Annotated in this window: 13 protein-coding genes; 4 read left to right on the top strand and 9 right to left on the bottom strand. The window is 71.7% G+C overall.

The window, feature by feature from the left end; all coding sequences use genetic code 11:
* Positions 1 to 35 precede the first annotated feature (35 nt).
* Complete coding sequence (locus ACFVW8_RS07260) at positions 36 to 266, bottom strand: DUF6296 family protein (protein WP_389686969.1); 231 nt, start codon at positions 264 to 266, stop codon at positions 36 to 38.
* 274 nt (positions 267 to 540) lie between these two features.
* Here ACFVW8_RS07260 and ACFVW8_RS07255 point away from each other — a divergent pair, with 274 nt between their 5' ends.
* From ACFVW8_RS07255 to ACFVW8_RS07245, 3 genes are all read left to right on the top strand, one after another.
* A complete protein-coding gene (locus ACFVW8_RS07255) occupies positions 541 to 999 on the top strand; it encodes a DUF5709 domain-containing protein (RefSeq protein ID WP_389686967.1) in 459 nt (152 codons plus the stop codon).
* Positions 1,000 to 1,096: 97 nt separating this feature from the next.
* Positions 1,097 to 1,939 carry an alpha/beta fold hydrolase gene (locus tag ACFVW8_RS07250; RefSeq protein ID WP_389686965.1) on the top strand — a complete coding sequence of 281 codons (843 nt, stop codon included), beginning with the start codon at positions 1,097 to 1,099 and terminating at the stop codon, positions 1,937 to 1,939.
* A 122-nt stretch (positions 1,940 to 2,061) separates the two neighbouring features.
* The gene (locus tag ACFVW8_RS07245) at positions 2,062 to 2,427 is read left to right on the top strand and encodes a nuclear transport factor 2 family protein (RefSeq protein ID WP_389686963.1); all 366 of its coding nucleotides are present in this window, start codon (positions 2,062 to 2,064) and stop codon (positions 2,425 to 2,427) included.
* 1 nt (position 2,428) lies between these two features.
* On the opposite strand, the gene ACFVW8_RS07240 is transcribed toward ACFVW8_RS07245, so the two are convergent.
* From ACFVW8_RS07240 to ACFVW8_RS07205, 8 genes are all read right to left on the bottom strand, one after another.
* Entirely contained in the window at positions 2,429 to 3,472 is a 1,044-nt protein-coding gene (locus ACFVW8_RS07240) for an aldo/keto reductase (RefSeq protein WP_389686961.1), read from the bottom strand.
* Positions 3,469 to 7,293, bottom strand: a complete 3,825-nt coding sequence (locus ACFVW8_RS07235) for an ABC transporter ATP-binding protein (RefSeq protein ID WP_389686959.1) — start codon at positions 7,291 to 7,293, stop codon at positions 3,469 to 3,471. The genes ACFVW8_RS07240 and ACFVW8_RS07235 overlap by 4 nt, the downstream gene beginning before the upstream one ends.
* Entirely contained in the window at positions 7,290 to 8,675 is a 1,386-nt protein-coding gene (locus ACFVW8_RS07230; RefSeq protein ID WP_389686957.1) for an LLM class flavin-dependent oxidoreductase, read from the bottom strand. The genes ACFVW8_RS07235 and ACFVW8_RS07230 overlap by 4 nt, the downstream gene beginning before the upstream one ends.
* On the bottom strand, positions 8,659 to 9,468 hold the full coding sequence (locus ACFVW8_RS07225; protein WP_389686955.1) for an ABC transporter ATP-binding protein: 810 nt from the start codon (positions 9,466 to 9,468) through the stop codon (positions 8,659 to 8,661). Before ACFVW8_RS07225 ends, ACFVW8_RS07230 begins: the two co-directional genes overlap by 17 nt.
* On the bottom strand, positions 9,444 to 10,337 hold the full coding sequence (locus tag ACFVW8_RS07220) for an ABC transporter permease (RefSeq protein WP_389686953.1): 894 nt from the start codon (positions 10,335 to 10,337) through the stop codon (positions 9,444 to 9,446). Before ACFVW8_RS07220 ends, ACFVW8_RS07225 begins: the two co-directional genes overlap by 25 nt.
* Complete coding sequence (locus ACFVW8_RS07215) at positions 10,334 to 11,401, bottom strand: ABC transporter substrate-binding protein (protein ID WP_389686951.1); 1,068 nt, start codon at positions 11,399 to 11,401, stop codon at positions 10,334 to 10,336. Before ACFVW8_RS07215 ends, ACFVW8_RS07220 begins: the two co-directional genes overlap by 4 nt.
* 36 nt (positions 11,402 to 11,437) lie before the next feature.
* Complete coding sequence (locus ACFVW8_RS07210) at positions 11,438 to 11,959, bottom strand: flavin reductase family protein (RefSeq protein WP_389686949.1); 522 nt, start codon at positions 11,957 to 11,959, stop codon at positions 11,438 to 11,440.
* Positions 11,960 to 12,318: 359 nt separating this feature from the next.
* Positions 12,319 to 13,596 carry an ROK family protein gene (locus ACFVW8_RS07205; protein WP_389687074.1) on the bottom strand — a complete coding sequence of 426 codons (1,278 nt, stop codon included), beginning with the start codon at positions 13,594 to 13,596 and terminating at the stop codon, positions 12,319 to 12,321.
* A gap of 564 nt (positions 13,597 to 14,160) precedes the next feature.
* Between ACFVW8_RS07205 and ACFVW8_RS07200 the strand changes: the two genes are divergently transcribed.
* Positions 14,161 to 16,587 carry an endonuclease/exonuclease/phosphatase family protein gene (locus ACFVW8_RS07200; RefSeq protein WP_389686947.1) on the top strand — a complete coding sequence of 809 codons (2,427 nt, stop codon included), beginning with the start codon at positions 14,161 to 14,163 and terminating at the stop codon, positions 16,585 to 16,587.
* Positions 16,588 to 16,590 lie beyond the last annotated feature (3 nt).

The following is a 16,590-nucleotide window of genomic DNA, read 5'->3' as shown; positions in this document are numbered from 1 at the left end:
CGTCTCCCGGGAGGGACGGCGGGCCGCGGCCCGCCTCAGGCAGCCGGTTCCCGCACCACCAGCGGCGTGCCGAGGAGCTGGTGCCCGCCGCTGGCGAGCATGCGCACCTCTCCGCGTTCGCTGATCTCGGCGCGGACGATCCCGGTCTCGTCCTCGTAGACCGGGTATCCCCCCGCCCCGGACTGTGCCGTCCGCCGGACGACCACCGCGTCGTCCTCCACGGCGGACGTCTGAAACACCAGCTGATAGCGCTCCGCATAATCCATGACGGGTTCTCCAGACAACCTTTCCGGGCCGGCCGCTACGACAGGCTCCCCGGCGGGCACCTCGCGGCCCGGCCTGCACCTTCCATGGTCGCGCAGACCGGCCGACCCCGCCCGTGCACCGACCGCACCGGGCCGCACACTGCGGGGCCGGGCCCCGGCTGCCTATCCTGAAGGGGTGGTACGGGATGTCCGAAGGCATTCGGGCCGGTATGCCCCCTTGTCCCCGCGTACGGCAGGCATGACCGGGCTCCCCGACATCGTGAAGGGAATCGTCATGGATGATGCCGACCGGGGCGACGACGTCTATCAGCCCCAGCAGCCCGAGGCCTCCGACCCCGTGGAGCAGCTGGACACGGCGGACACCCTCGAAGGCCGGGACCGGGGCCTGACCGACATCCTGGACGAGGGCTACTCGCCGCCCGAACGGCCGTGGGCCGTGGAGGACCGGGGCACCACCACGTCCGAGCAGGTCAGCGGGGAGACGCTGGACAACCGGCTGGCCCGGGAGCTGCCCGAGTCCACCGATCCGCCCGGCGACGACGTGGGCGATGTGGCGGACGGGGACGGCGAGCCGTGGGACGCGGAGGTCGGGACCGCACGCGCCGGACGGCTCACCCGGGAGCTGGATCTGAACGAGCCGGACAGCATGGCCGGCGAGGACGTCGGCGTCGACGGGGCGGCCGCGTCCGCCGAGGAAGCGGCCATGCACGTCATCGCGGACGAGCAGCCGTAGGCCCGTCCGCCGTCGCACGGCCGTAAGCCTGTCGGCCGCATCCTGACGCCATCGCCGCGGCCCCTGCCGCGGTGCCACCGAAGCACGGGAGAACCACATGCCGTACATCACCGCCGGCCGGGAGAACTCCGCCGGTATCGAGCTGTACTACGAGGACCACGGCGAGGGCAGGCCCGTCGTCCTCATCCACGGGTTCCCGCTGAACGGCGCGTCGTGGGAGAAGCAACTGCCGGTCCTGCTCAGCGCCGGGTACCGGGTCATCACGTACGACCGGCGCGGCTTCGGGCGGTCCGACCGGCCGACCGCCGGATACGACTACGACACCTTCGCCTCGGACCTGGACGCCGTCATGGAGACGCTCGATCTCCAGGACGCGGTGCTGGTCGGGTTCTCCATGGGGACCGGCGAGGTCACCCGCTACCTCGCCAACCACGGCTCGCAGCGGGTCTCCCTTGCGGCGCTGGTGGCGCCGGTTCCTCCGTTCCTGCTGAAGACGGACGACAACCCCGAAGGCGTCGACCAGAGCGTGTTCGACGGGATCATGAGCGCGATCGTCGCGGACCGGCCCGCCTATCTGACGGAGTTCCTGGACGCCTTCAACAACGCCGATGTGCTCGGCGGCACCCGGATCAGCGACCAGGCCCTGCGCTCCCAGTGGACGGTCGCGGCCGGCGCCGCGGCCCACGCCACGCTCGCGTGCGTGCCGACATGGCTGACGGACTTCCGGGACGACCTGCCCAAGAACGACGTGCCGACACTGATCGTGCAGGGCGACGAGGACCGCATCCTGCCCATCGACTCCACCGGGCGCCGGCTGCCGGACCTCATCCGGGACAGCCGCCTGGTGGAGATCGCGGGCGGCCCGCACAACATCGGCTGGACACACGCCGAGGACCTGAACACCGCGCTCCTCGGATTCCTGGACGAGCACCGGCGCTGACCTGCCCCGACGGCCGTTACCCCGGAGGTAATCGACGCCTTCCGTCCCCTCGGGCATCGTGTTCCTCACGAGCACAGCGCCCCCGGCCCACCGGGCCGGGGGCCCGAGGAGAGGACCGCACGATGACCGCCTACGACGACGCCGTCCAGCGCTACTTCGCCGCCTGGAACGCCGCCACCCCCGAGGAGCTGGAGAAGGCCGTCGCCGCGGCGTTCACCGAGGACGCCACGTACACCGACCCGCTGGCCGACGTCCGGGGCCACCAGGAGCTGGCGGCCGCGATCACCGGTGCGCAGACCCAGTTCCCCGGGTTCACGTTCCGGCCGGACGGGACAGTGGACGGGCACCACGCGCTGGCCCGCTTCAGCTGGGAGCTGGTAGCGGCCGACGGCTCGGCGCCCGTCGCCGGCTCGGACGTGATCACCCTTGCCGACGACGGACGGATCAGCTCGGTGAGCGGATTCCTGGACCGCGTGCCGACGCCCTGACTCACACCCCCGGGTACGAACGGCGGCGCAGGGCCGGGTCGGTGAGCTCCGGCGGGTGGTAACCCGCGTCACGGGAGGACAGATTGGTGCCCGGCGGGACGATCTTGTCGATCCGGTCCAGCACGTCCTGGCTCAGCCGCACCCGGTCCGCGCCGAGCTGGCTCGTCAGCTGCTCGAAGGTCCGCGGGCCGATGATCGCGGAGGTGACGGCCGGGTGCTCCAGCACGAAGGCCAGGGCCAGTTGGACGAGGGTGAGCCCGGCCTCCTCGGCCAGCTGGGCGAGCGCCTCGGCGGCGTCCAGCTTGGCGGTGTTCTCCGAGGAGGCGATGTCGAACCGCTCGGCCTGCCGGTCGGCGCGGCTGGAGACCGGCTGGCCGGCGCCCTTGCGGTAGCGGCCGGAGAGCCAGCCGCCGGCCAGCGGGCTCCAGGAGAGAACCGCCAGTCCGTACCGCTGCGCCGTGGGCAGCACCTCGCGCTCGATACCGCGGGCCAGCAGCGAGTACGGCGGCTGTTCGGCGACGACGCGTTCGCGGCCGCGCCGCTGCGCGGTCCACTGGCCCTCGACGATGGCGGACGGTTCGAAGGTGGACGTGCCGATGTAGCGGATCTTGCCCTGGTGGACCAGGTCGGACAGCGCGCCGAGGGTCTCGTCGAAGTCGGTTCCGGGCTCGGGCCGGTGCACCTGGTAGAGGTCGATCCAGTCGGTACCGAGCCGGCGCAGGCTGTTCTCCACCTCCCGGATGATCCAACGGCGGGAGTTTCCCTGCTCGTTGGGGTCGCTGCCGAGGCTTCCGTGGAATTTGGTGGCGAGCACGACGTTGTCCCGGCGCCCGCCGGCCAGCGCCTTGCCGACAATGGCCTCGGACTCACCGGCGGAGTAGACGTCGGCGGTGTCGACGAAGTTGATGCCGGAGTCCAGGGCGTGGTGGATGATCCGGACGCTGTCGTCATGATCCGTGTTGCCCCGGGCACCGAACATCATGGTGCCGAGGCACAGCGGGCTGACCTTGACGCCCGTGCGGCCGAAATCGCGGTACTCCGTCATCCTGCGTTCTCCTTGACGAGTTCGGTGACACTCAGATGGTCGGCCGGTGTTGCGTGGCCGCTCTCGCGGAAGGCGTCCCACAGCCGTCGGTACGGGCCGTGGGCGGCGAGCAGTTCGGTGTGGGTGCCGGTCTCGACGACGGCTCCCCCGTCGAGCACCACCACCCGGTCGGCCCGGACCGCCGTGGTCAGCCGGTGGGCGACGACGACGGTGGTACGGCGGCGGGACAGCACCTCGGTCGCCGCTGCCACCCTGCGCTCGGTGGCCAGGTCAAGCGAGGCGGTGGCCTCGTCGAGCAGCAGGACGTCCGGGTCGACGAGTTCGGCGCGGGCCAGGGCCAGGAGCTGGCGCTGCCCGGCGGAGAGGTTGCGGCCCCGCTCCCCCACCTGCTGGAGGTAGCCGAGCCGGAGCCCGGCCACCATCTCGTGCGCGCCGACCGCGCGGGCCGCCCGCTCCACCTCGGCGTCGGTCGCGTCGGGGCGCCCGTAGGCGATGGCGTCGCGGACCGTGCCGCTGAACAGATGGGCCTCCTGCGGGACCACCCCGAGTCTGCGCCGGAATCCGGGCAGGTCGAGCTCGCGCAGATCGTGCCCGTCCACCCGGACGGTGCCGGCGGAGGGGTCGTAGAACCGGGCGAGGAGCTTCACGACGGTCGATTTGCCGGCCCCCGTGGCACCGACCAGGGCGACGGTCTCACCCGGCGCGATCCGCAGCGAGACCCCGCGCAGGACCGTCTGGCCGCCGCCGCCCGCGTATCCGAAGGAGACCGAGTCGAACTCGACCTCGCCGCGCAGCGCGGGGACCGGCCTGGCGTCCTTCGCGGGCGGCGTGCCGGTGGGGGTGCGCATCAGACCGTTCAGCCGGCCGAGGCCGACGACGGCCTGCTGGTATCCGTCGAAGACCTGGGAGAGCTGCTGGATCGGCGAGAAGAACAGCTCGACGTAGAGGAGGAACGCGATGAGCGTCCCGGCACTGAGCTCCCCCGAGCGGACCTGTCCCGCGCCGACGGTGAGGACGGCGGCGGAGGAGAGCGTGCCGAGGAATTCGACGAACGGGAAGAACGTGCCCATGTAGCGCTGGGCCCGCAGCCGGGAGTCACGGAAGGACCAGGCGAGTGCGGCGAAGCCGGTGGCGTTGCGGCTCTCGCGGCGGAAGGCCTGGGTGACCCGGATCGCGGTGACGTTCTCCTGGAGGCAGGCGTTGACGGCGCTGATCCGCTCCCGGGCCTCGCGGTACGCGGGTACGGAGTAGTGGCGGAAGACGGCGGTGGCCACGGTCAGCAGCGGCAGCGCGGCGAGCAGCACCAGCGCCAGTTCCGCGTCGATCACCAGCAGGCTGACCAGGACGCCGAGCACCGTCAGCAGGCTCACCACGGCGGTGATCAGGCCGGTCTGCAGGAAGGTGGACAGGGCGTCGACGTCGGTGGTCATCCGGGTCATGATCCGGCCGCCGAGCTCACGCTCGTAGTAGTCGAGGCCGAGCCGCTGGAGCTGCGCGAAGGTTTTCACACGCAGGGTGTAGAGGAGGCGTTCGCCGGTGCGTCCGGTGGTGCGGACCTGTGCGACGCCGATCAGCCAGTTCGCGGCCACCACGAGGGCGGCGGCCGCCGCCGCGGCGAGCAGGACGTGGCCGGCGTGGTGGGCGACGCCCTGGTCGACACCGTGGCGGACGAGGACCGGCACGGTGATCTGGGCGGCGGCGTCGAGCGCGACGAGCAGCAGGCCGAGGAGCAGCGGCAGCCGGAAGGGCCGCAGCAGAGCGGCGAGTCCGAAGTCCGCCTCGGCGGCGGCGGCCTGCCCGGTGGATACGTCGGGGTCGGCGGCGGGCAGCGGGATCCTGGCCAGTGCGGCGATGAGTTCGGGGCTCGGCGGGGCGGAGCCGAGCACCCCGCCGCCGGGGCCGGCGCGTCCGGGCCCGGCAATGGCCGCGGCCTCGGCGAGCGCCTGCGCGGCCCGGACCGCGGTCCCCTCATTCCGGTCGCCCGCCCCCTCGGGCCGGCGCCACAGGTGCGGGGTGGGGCAGCCGGCCGGTGCGGCGGGGACGGGGACGGTGGGTGCGCCGGGGGCGTCGTCCGTCGAGAGGAGTTCGCGGAACAGGGGCGATCTGTGCCGTAGTTCGTCCGGTGTCCCGGTGTCCGTGATCCGTCCGCCGTCCAGGATCGCGACGCGGTCGGCGAGTTCGAGCGTCGATCCGCGGTGGGCGATGATCAGGGTGGTGCGGCGGCGGTCGTCCTCCCGCAGCCGGTGGTGGATCTCCGCCTCCACCCGGGCGTCGATGGCCGAGGTGGCGTCGTCCAGCACGAGCACGGCCGGATCGCCGATCAGGGCGCGGGCCAGGGCGATGCGCTGGCGCTGTCCGCCGGAGAGTGTGAGGCCCTGGTCACCGACCACGGTGTCGTACCCCTGGGGAAGCCGTTCGATGAACTCGTCGGCACGGGCGATCCGGGCCGCCGCCCGGATCCGCTCGTCGGTGGCGTCCGGCACCCCGTAGGCGATGTTGGCGCGCACGGTGTCGGAGAGCAGCAGGCTCTCCTCGAAGACGTAGCCGATCCGGGAGCGCAGGGAGTCCAGGGTGAGTTCGCGGACGTCTCCGCCGCCCACCCGTACCGATCCGGACGGCACGTCGTAGAACCGGGGCAGCAGGGCAGCGGCGGTGGATTTGCCGCAGCCGGCCGGGCCGATCAGGGCGAGGGTCTCGCCGGGGCGGATGTCGAGGGTGAAGCCGCGCAGGAGCGGTTCGGCGTCCCCGTAGCCGAAGGTGACGTCCTGCCAGGCGAGGGCGGGCGGCTCGTCCGGGAGTGCGCGGGCCCCGGGCGCGTCGGTGATCACCGGGGCCTCGTCGACGACCTCCAGGACCCGTTCGGCGCCGGCCCGTGCCTGCTGCCAGACGGTGAGGAGGGTCGCCACCTGGCGGACCGGGGTGACGAAGGAGCCGAGGTAGGTGGTGAAGGCGAGAAAGGTGCCGAGCGAGATCCGGCCGTGCAGGGCCATCCAGCCGCCGAGGGCGAGCACGGCGACCTGGCCGAGCGCGGGGACGGCCTGGAGCGCGGGGTTGTAGCGGCTGGTGAAACGGACGACGCGCAGCCGGGAGGCGAACAGATGGCGGGCACGCCGCTCCAGTCCGGCGAGTTCGCGCTGCTCCTGGCCGAAGCCCTTCACCACCCGGACACCGGTGACGGTCGCCTCGACGGTGGAGGCGACCTCGGCGGCCTCCTGCTGGGCATGCCAGTTGGCGGGGAAGAGATCGCGGCGGCTGCGCAGCGCGATCAGCCAGAGCAGCGGGCCAACGACCAGCGCCACGACGGTCAGCAGCGGTGACAGCACCGCCATGAAAACCAGCGAGAAGAGGAACATCAGCGCGTTGCCGGTGAGGTTCGGCAGGAACTGCAGCAGGGTCTGGATGAGGGTGATGTCGGAGATGGACCGGCTCACCACCTGGCCGGTGCGCAGATCGTCCTGCTGGGCGCCGCCGAGCCGGAGCAGAGCGGCGAAGGCGTCGTTGCGCAGGTCGTACTGCACCCCGAGGGAGAGCCGGCCCGAGCGGTAGCGGCGGGTGAAGCTCGCACCGAAGCGGACGGCGCCCAGTGCGGCGAGCAGCACGGTCCAGGGGGCCAGCGAGGCGGTGGTGCCCGCCGCCACCCCGTCCACCACGTGCCGCAGCACGAGCGGCAGGGTGGCGGTGGCGACGGCGGCGAGCACCGCGGCACCGAAGGCGAGGAGCAGATCGGTGCGGTGCCGCAGGCAGTAGCCCAGCAGCCGCCGGGCCCAGCCGGGCGGCGGCTGCCGGTGCGTACCGGCTTCCGGCGTCGGACAGTCCGTCACCGGGCCTCCGCCAGACCGATCCCGAAGGAACCCTCGCTCCGGTCGACGGTCTCGAAGAGCCGGTTGGCGGGGCGCGGCAGTCCGTAGTGTCCGCGCAGCGTGCTCGCGGTGTACTCGGTGCGGAACAGGCCCCGTTCCTGGAGGATCGGCACCACCCGGTCGACGAAGACCTCCAGGCCGGAGGGGAGGACGGCGGGCATGATGTTGAAGCCGTCGGCGGCGCCGCTGTCGTACCAGTGCTCGATGGTGTCGGCGACCTGCTCGGCCGTGCCCGCGAAGGTGCGGTGGCCGCGCCCGCCGCCGAGCCTGCCGATCAGCTGACGTACGGTCAGTTTCTCCCGCCTGGCCAGCTCCACGATGAGGGTGTAGCGGCTCTTGGCTCCCTCGATCTCGTCCTCGGTGGGGATGTCATCGGGGAGTTCGGCGTCGAGGTCCAGGTCGTCGGGGGCGATCTTCAGCCGCTGGGCGAGCTGCCGCTTGGCGTACTCGGGAACGATGAGGTTCTCCAGCTCGGCGTCGAGCGCCAGGGCCTCGGCCTCCGTCTCGCCGATGACGGGCACGATGCCGGGCAGGATCTTGATTCCGTCGGGGTTGCGGCCGATGGCCTCGGCGCGCTGCTTCACGTCCTTGTAGAAGGCGATGCCTTCCTCCAGGGTCTGCTGGGCGGTGAACACCGCCTCCGCGTACCGGGCCGCGAAGTCCTTGCCGTCCTCGCTCGAACCGGCCTGTACGAGCAAGGGATAACCCTGCGGGGGCCGTTGTACGTTCAGCGGGCCCTCGACGCGGAAGAACTCACCGCTGTGCCCGATCTTCCGCACCCGTTCGGCCAGGGCGTGCACGCCGCGTTCCTTGTCGGCGATCACGGCGTCGTCCGCCCAGCTGTCCCACAGCTTGGTGGACACCTCGACGAACTCTCCGGCGCGCCGGTAGCGGTCGCGGTGCAGCGGGGTGTCGTCGAGGTCGAAGTTGCGGGCGGCGTCGGCCCCCGCGGTGGTGACGATGTTCCAGCCGGCCCGGCCGCCGGAGACATGGTCCAGTGAGGCGAACCGTCGGGCCAGGTTGTACGGCTCGTTGTAGCTGGTCGACGCGGTGGCGATGAGGCCGATGTGGCGGGTGGCACCGGCCAGCGCGGTCAGCAGGACCGTGGGCTCCAGCTTGGCGGCGGGCCGCCGGCCGGGGTCACCCATCAGGACGGGGCTGTCGGCGAGGAACAGCGAGTCCAGTCTGCCGCGTTCGGCGATCCGGGCCAGGTTCTTGTAGTGCTCGATGTCGGAGTTGGCCTCGGGCGGGCTCTCGGGCAGCCGCCAGGACGCCTCGTGGTGACCGGTGGACATGAGGAAGGCGTTGAGGTGGAGCTGCTTGCGGTCAGGCGTGCGGGACATGGGCTTCCTTCTGCTCGGAAGAGTTCTGGGGCTGGGGCTGCGTCACGCCGAGGGCGGTGAGCAGGGTGTCGCGGTACCCCTGGAACCGGGCGTCGCGGCGGGAACGCGGGGTGGGCAGGTCGACGGTGAGGTCGACGGAGATCCGGCCCTCCTCCAGGACGAGCACCCGGTCGGCCAGTTCGACGGCCTCGTCGACGTCATGGGTGACCAGCAGCACGGCGGGGCGGTGGCGCTCGTACAGTTCGCGCAGCAGGCCGTGCATCCTGATCCGGGTCAGCGCGTCCAGGGCGCCGAACGGTTCGTCTGCCAGGAGCAGTTCGGGGTCGCGGACCAGGGCGCGGGCGAGTGCGGCGCGCTGCTGCTCGCCGCCGGAAAGCTCGTGCGGCCAGGACCGGTCGCGCCCCTCCAGGCCGACCTCGGCCAGGGCGGTGAGACCGCGTTCGCGGGCTCCCGGGCCGCGCAGGCCGAGGACGACGTTGTCGATGACACGGAGCCAGGGCAGCAGCCTGGAGTCCTGGAAGGAGAGCGAGACCCGGTCGGGAACGGTGAGCTCACCGGAGCCCTCGACGGTGTGGTCGAGCCGGGCGACGGCCCGCAGCAGGGTGGACTTGCCCGAGCCGCTGCGGCCGAGCAGTGCCGTGAACTCCCCCGCCGCGATGGTGAGATCGAGCTCCTTGAGGACGTCCCGGTCGCCGAATCCGCGGACCAGTCCCCGGGTGCGTACCGCGGGGATCTGCACAGCCGTGCCGGCCGCGGCGCGGGTGTCGGTCAGCCCGCCAGTGTGCGTCGCCATGACAGGACCTTCCTCTCGACGGCGCGTACTGCCGCGTCGGATGCGAAACCGAAGATCCCGTAGGCGACCAGGCCCACGATGATCACGTCGGACTGGGCGTACTGCTGGGCCTGGAACATCATGTAGCCGATGCCGCTGGTGGCGTTGATCTGTTCGACGACGATCAGCCCGAGCCAGGACGCGGTGACGCCGAGGCGCAGTCCGACGAAGAATCCGGGCAGCGAGCCGGGTACGACGACCTTGCGGACGAACTGCGCCCGGCTCAGGTCGAGTCCCTCGGCGAGCTCGACGTAGCGGCTGTCGATGCCGGTCAGCGAGGCGTACGTGTTGATGTACATGTTCACCGCGACGCCGAGTGCGATCACGGTGACCTTCATCTGTTCGCCGATGCCGAGCCAGAGGATCAGCAGCGGGAGCATGGCCAGGGACGGGATGGCGCGCTTGATCTGGAGCGGCCCGTCCAGGAGGTACTCACCGGTGCGGCTCAGCCCGGCCGCGACGGCGAGCACGACGCCCGCGCCCACTCCGAAGAACAGCCCGAGCCCGGCGCGTTGCAGCGAGATGAGGACGTTGTCCTGGAGCCGGCCGCTGGAGACGAGGTCCGACGCGGTGGAGAGCACCGTGCCGGGACCGGACAGAATCCGGGGGTCGAGGTAGCCGATCGCGGAGGCGAACCACCAGAGGGCGATGACCAGTACCGGCCCGATCAGCCTGCCGAAGGGGACGGCCCGGCCGGGACCGAGCCGTCTGCGGGTGGCACGGGGCGCCGCGGACCGGGGGGCGGCCGCCTGCGACTCCGGTGGCTCCTTGGGCGCGACGGCCGTGTTCACCCGGCCCGACGTACGGGCGTTGGTCAGTAGTTCGGTCATGACGTCTCCCGGTAGCGGGCCGGTACGGCCTTGGCCGCCAGCCCCTCGAAGCGGCGGTCGAACAGCCCGGTGACGTCCTGCTTCGGCACGAAGCCACCCGCGGCCATCAGGTCGGCGGTCTCCTGCTCCCAGGCGATGGCCTTGTCCCAGCTCACCGGGAACTGCGGTGTGTGAAGTGAGGCGACGATGCGCTTGCCGTCCTCCCGTGAGACGCCCTGGTCCTTGACGTAGTAGGTGTCGATCCACTCGTCGCTGTTCTCCCAGGCCCAGGCCAGCCCGCGGGCCCACAGCGGGACGAAGGAGCGGACGGCGGCGGCCTTGGCCTTGTCGCTCAGCACCTCGTCGGGTGCCCAGAGGACCGAGAGCAGGTCCACGACGTCGGTCTTCACGCCGCGGGCCCCGTCCTTCCCGTACTGGGTCAGGTACTTGGTGAGCGTCGGCTCGCCCAGCGGGGCCACGTCGACCTGCTTGGACTGCAGTGCGGTGAGGAACTGGGTGCTGGGCAGTGCGACCAGTTCGACGTCCTTGTTGGCGATGCCCGCCTTCTTCAGTGCGCGCAGCACGACGACGCCCTGTGCCTGGCCCTGCGAGAAGCCGATCTTCCTGCCCCGGAAGTCGGCCACGGTCCTGATGTCCGAGCCGGGCGCGGTCGCGAAGACGTAACTGGGATTGTTGCGCACCTGCACCGCGACGATCTTCGCGCCGACGCCGATGGCCTCGGCCTGGATCGGCGGGATTCCGGCATTGACCGCGAGATCGATGGAATGGGCCCGGAATCCCTGGATGATATCGGGACCCGCACTCAGATTGGGCCACTGGGAAACCGTGAAGGGCACGTCATCCTGCAATCCGGCAGGACCCAGCTGGAGTTTGGTGGAACGGACGGCTATGGAGAGTTTCGTGCCGGGCGGCGGCGCTCCTGAGGGAAGTCTCCCGACGGGCTCGGCACGTGCCGCCGTTTTGGCCTGGTGTGAGCAGGCGGCGAGCGTACCGATGACCGTCGCACCGGTGAGTGCGAGAAAGGACCTGCGTCCGACGGTCCGGTACGTGTCGTGGCGTGGCATGGTGAATTCCTGATCTGTGGTCGGCGGGGCGGGTGCTCAGAGGGTGTGGTAGGCGCCGTCGTGGAAGAGCAGCGGGCTGCGCCGCTCGTCGAGCCGGACGTCCACCACGCGGGCGATGACGATGCGGTGGTCGCCGGCCGGGACGAGTTGTTCGATCTCCAGCCGCAGCCGTCCGGCCACCCCGTCGAGCGCCGGCTCCCCCTCCGGCAGGCGCCGCCAGCGGGTGGGAGCGGCGAAGCGGTCGATGCCGCTGGTGGCGAACGTGGTGGCAAGCTCCTGCTGTTCGGCGCCGAGGAAGTTCACGACGGCCGTACGGGCCCGCTCGATGTGCGGCCAGGACGAGGAGGTGGTGCCGATACCGAACGACACCAGGGGCGGGTCGAGCGAGAGCGAGCTGAGCGAGGTCGCGGTGAAACCCATGGGGCCGTGGCCCGCGTCGGCGGTGATGACGACGACCCCGGCGGGATGGCGGCGGAACGCCTGCTTGAAACGGTCCGGGACGATGCCGGGCGCGGGGGCGGCGGGCGGCGCCGGATATGAGGACACAGTGACGGTCAACGTCTCTCCCGTGATGGAAAGTCGGAAAGGGGCAGGGAAATGCGGTGAGTCCACGAAAAAGGGCATGCCGGACAGGGCGAGGCGCACGGCGGCGCGGAGCTTTCGCCGAGTGCATCAGATTCCGGCCGATTACGGGACAGCCCTTAGCGGAGGCCCGGACAGGGGCGGCGACACAGGAGCGGGACGGAAACGGGAGCCGTCACGGGCGGGCGGAAGGCGCGCGTCACGAAGGACGCGTTCCCTGAATTCCGCTGCCGACTGGTCATGAATCCATCATCCCGTCCGGATTCGGGCCCGGTCAACAATGCAACTTCCTGAATTAAGTCCGATGCGGAAGCACGGTCCGCTGTGGTGCGACGTCAGGAGACCGCGGGCAGTGCCGGCCACGGCCCGAGCGGATCCGTGTACAGGGCGCCGAGCGCCACCGCCCCGCCGGCCGTGGCCAGCACGGAGCCGGTGAAGCTGGTCGGCACCACGGCCCGCTCGGGGTCCTCGCAGACCCAGGAGCGCTCCGCCACCTCCGCCCGCAGATCGGCCAGACATGCCGGGATCCGGCCGGACCCCGGCTCGACGACGACGAGCACCTCGGGGTCGAACATGTCCAGCAGGAGGGCCGCGGCCCGGCCCACCAGGCGCGCCCGGCGACGGAACAGCGCCACGGCTCTCGGATCGGCGGCCAGCGCCCGGTCCAGCAGCTCCCGGAACGATCCGACGACCAGCCCCTGAGCGGCCGCGCGCCGCACCATGGCGCGTTCCGACACCTCCGACTGCAGACAGCCGGTACGCCCGCAGGAACAGGGCTCGGCTCCGCCGTCGCCCCCCGCTCCTGGGGATCCCGTACCTCCGGTGCCGAGCGGCAGATGCGCCACGCTGCCCGCCCCCGAGCGCGGGCCCCGGTGCATGGCGCCCTCGGTGGCGAAGGCGGCGTCCACGACCGCGCCGACGAAGAGCAGGACCGTACTGGTGCGGGTCGACTCCTCGCCGAACAGCTGCTCCGCCCGCGCAAGCGCCCGGGAGTGACTGTCCACGTGGACCGGCAGCCCGGTCGCGGCGGCGAGGATGTCGCGCGCCGGGACGTCCCGCCAGCCGAGCTGCGGATGCTCCACGATCATCCCGGCCACCGGATCGACCCGGTGGCCGGTGGCGAGACCCAGGGCGAGCACCGTGCGGCCGCCCGCGTGCGCCGCCGTCAACCGGGGCAGCCGGGACGCGAGTTCGACGAGCATCCGGTGTGGATCCTTGGTGCGGTGCGGCTGCCGGTCCTCGGCCACGATCCGGCCGCGCAGATCCATCAGGGACACGGTGGAGTGCGCGACGGCGATGTGCGCACCGGCCACCAGATAGCGGCCGGTGTCGACCTCCACAGGGATGTGCGGCCGGCCGAGGCCCCGTGGGCCCGACGTCTCCGCGCTCTCCCGGACGAGACCGCGGGCCAGCAGCTGGCCGACATGGCCGGTGACCGAGGCGGGCGAGAGACCGGTGAGCCTGGCCACGGTGGACCGGGCGACCGGTCCGTGGTCGAGGATCGCCCCGAACACGGAGCCGGTGCCCGCGAGACGGCGGGCGGTCGCCGCGACGGGTAGGTCGGAGCGGCGCAGTGGATCGGTGCGACGGCCGGGCGCAGACAGACTGTTCACAGTGTCTTCCAGGTCCTCGATGGCAGCGGGTGACGCGGTGCGTGCTCCCGTACGGAGCTCCGGCAGGCCGCCGCCGGCCTGTGGGCGGGGCGGGGAGGCGCTGCCTGTGCGGTGGAGAGTCACCTGCGGGACGCGGCGGTGGGTGCGGGGCCGGTCGACGGCCGCCGTGGGCCGGGTCACGCGGGCGTGGTGCTCTCAGACCTGCTGACACACGGCGGAGCACACACGCTTCAGGTCGATATGACCTCGCGTCGTCAGGTGTGCGGATCGCTGCATGCCGCGCAACGTAACCGGACCGGCGCAACCCGGTCAAACCATTGCCGCATCATGGACACCGGTGCGCCGCAAGGGTGTTGCCCCTGCGTTGCGGCGGCATGGCGGGCGTGCGGCGAGAGCGTGAACAGTGGCGCCTCGGCCGAACATCAGGGCGGGTCCGGATCCGTTCGACGACCGGTACGGGACGGACCGCGGAACGATTTCTGGAATTAACCTCTGATGCCTTGTCATCACCGGTTCTACGCGCATAGCTTGTGCTCCCTCACCACCCACTGAGGGGCAGTCTCCGTGCGCATATCCAGACATCGTTCCGTTCTGCTGGCCGGCGCGGTCGCCGTGACCCTCTCGGCGACCGCCCTGCCCGCCGCCTTCGCGGCCCCGTCCGCGTCCGCCGTGATCTCCGAGGTGTACGGGGGCGGCGGGAACTCGGGGGCGACGCTCAGCCGCGACTTCGTCGAACTGGCCAACGCCGGCTCAGCCGCATACGACCTGTCCGGATTCAGCGTCCAGTACCTGCCCGGGTCACCGTCCGCCGGTTCGCAGTGGCAGGTGTCCGCGCTGACCGGAGCCGTCGCGCCCGGCGGCCGCTATCTGCTCGCGGAGGCCGCGGGAACCGGCGGCACCGTCGCGCTCCCCGCCCCGGACGCCACCGGCACCGTCGCGATGTCCGCCGCGAGCGGCACGGTCGCACTGGTCTCCGGCACCACGGCGCTGACCTGCAAGACAGCGGCCGACTGCGCCTCCGATGCCCGGGTCGTCGACCTCGTGGGCTACGGCTCCGCGGTCGTCCGGGAGGGCAGCGGACCGGCGACAGGCGCTTCCGCCACCGCCTCTGTGGCGCGCGCGGCCTCGCTCGCCGACACCGACGACAACGCCGCCGACCTTCTCCCCGGCGCGCCCACGCCGGTGAACGCGGCCGGTGAGACGTCCGGCGGCGGCGAGGACCCCGGCGACCCGGGCGACCCGACCGAGCCCGGCACCGTGCGCGTGCACGACATCCAGGGCACCACCCGGGTCTCCCCGCTGGACGGACAGGCGGTGACCGGAGTGCCGGGCGTCGTCACCGCGGTACGCACCACGGGCTCGCGCGGATTCTGGATCCAGGACCCCTCGCCGGACGCGGACCCGCGTACGTCCGAAGGCGTCCTCGTGTACACCGGCTCCGCCACCCCGGCGGTCGCGGTGGGCGACTCGGTCCTGGTCAGCGGCACGGTGGACGAGTACTACCCGTCGGCCACCACCCAGTCCGTCACCGAGATCACCGCCCCCAGGACCACGGTCCTCTCGTCGGACAACGCGCTGCCGGCGCCGGTGGCCGTCGACGCGGCCTCGGTACCCGGACGTTACGTCCCCTCGGCGGGCGGCGGGTCGATCGACGGGCTGCCGCTCGAACCGTCGAGGTACGCGCTCGACCTCTACGAGTCCCTCGAAGGCACCCGGGTCGAGACCGCCGACACCCGGGTCACGGGCGCCACGACCTCGTACGGCGAGGTCTGGGTGACCGTGGAGCCGAAGCAGAACCCGACCCGGCGCGGCGGCACCCTGTACTCCTCGTACACGGACCAGAACACCGGCCGGATCAAAATCGTGTCGCTCGACGCCGGCCGGCCCGTCCCGGTGGGAGACGTGGGCGACGTGCTGTCCGGCACCACCACCGGCGTGCTGGACTACGACTCCTTCGGCGGCTACAGCCTCCAGGCCACCCGGCTCGGCACGCTCACCGACCGGCATCTGAAGCGCGAGGTCACCAGGAAGCAGAAGCGCGGTGAACTCGCCGTCTCCACCTACAACGTGGAGAACCTCGACGCACTCGACGACCAGGGCAAGTTCGACACGCTCGCCAAGGGCGTCGCGGTCAACCTGGCCTCCCCCGACATCGTGTCGCTGGAGGAGATCCAGGACGACAACGGCGCCGTCGACGACGGCACGGTCGGCTCGGAGGCGACCCTGAAGCGGTTCACCGACGCGATCGTCGCGGCGGGCGGCCCCAGGTACTCCTGGCGCTATGTCGCCCCGCAGGACGGCAAGGACGGCGGCGAGCCGGGCGGCAACATCCGTAACGTCTTCCTCTTCAACCCCGCCCGGGTCTCCTTCGTGGACCGCGCCGGCGGCGACGCGACCACCGCGGTGCAGGCCGTACCGACGAAGAAGGGCGTCACGCTGTCGGCCTCGCCCGCCCGGATCAGCCCGCTCGACGAGGCCTGGTCCGACAGCCGCAAGCCCCTGGTCGGCGAGTTCCGCTTCCGCGGGGAGCCGGTCTTCGTCATCGGCAACCACTTCGCCTCCAAAGGCGGCGACCAGCCGCTGCACGGCCGCTACCAGGAGCCGGCGCGCAGCTCGGAGAAGCAGCGGGTGCGGCAGGCCGCGCAGGTCAACACCTTCGTCACGTCGCTGCTCGCAGCCGACAAGTCGGCACGGGTCATCGCACTCGGCGACCTGAACGACTTCGCCTTCTCCCCGACGGTGTCCGAGCTGACCGCCGGCAAGGCGCTCAAGCCGCTGATCACCACGCTGCCGGCGAACGAGCAGTACAGCTATGTGTACGAGGGCAACTCGCAGACACTGGACCACATCCTGACGAGCCCCGGTGTCCGGCACTTCGACTACGACGTGGTGCACATCAACGCGGAGTTCGCGGACCAGGCGAGCGACCACGACCCGCAGATCGTGCGGATGGCCGTCGACGGGTCCGGGCACGGGAACGGGCGCCGCTGAACC

It is taken from the genome of Streptomyces sp. NPDC058221, assembly GCF_042882365.1.
Classification (GTDB): domain Bacteria; phylum Actinomycetota; class Actinomycetes; order Streptomycetales; family Streptomycetaceae; genus Streptomyces.
Note: the sequence above shows the minus strand (reverse complement) of the source record. Positions and strands in the feature narration are given on the sequence as shown.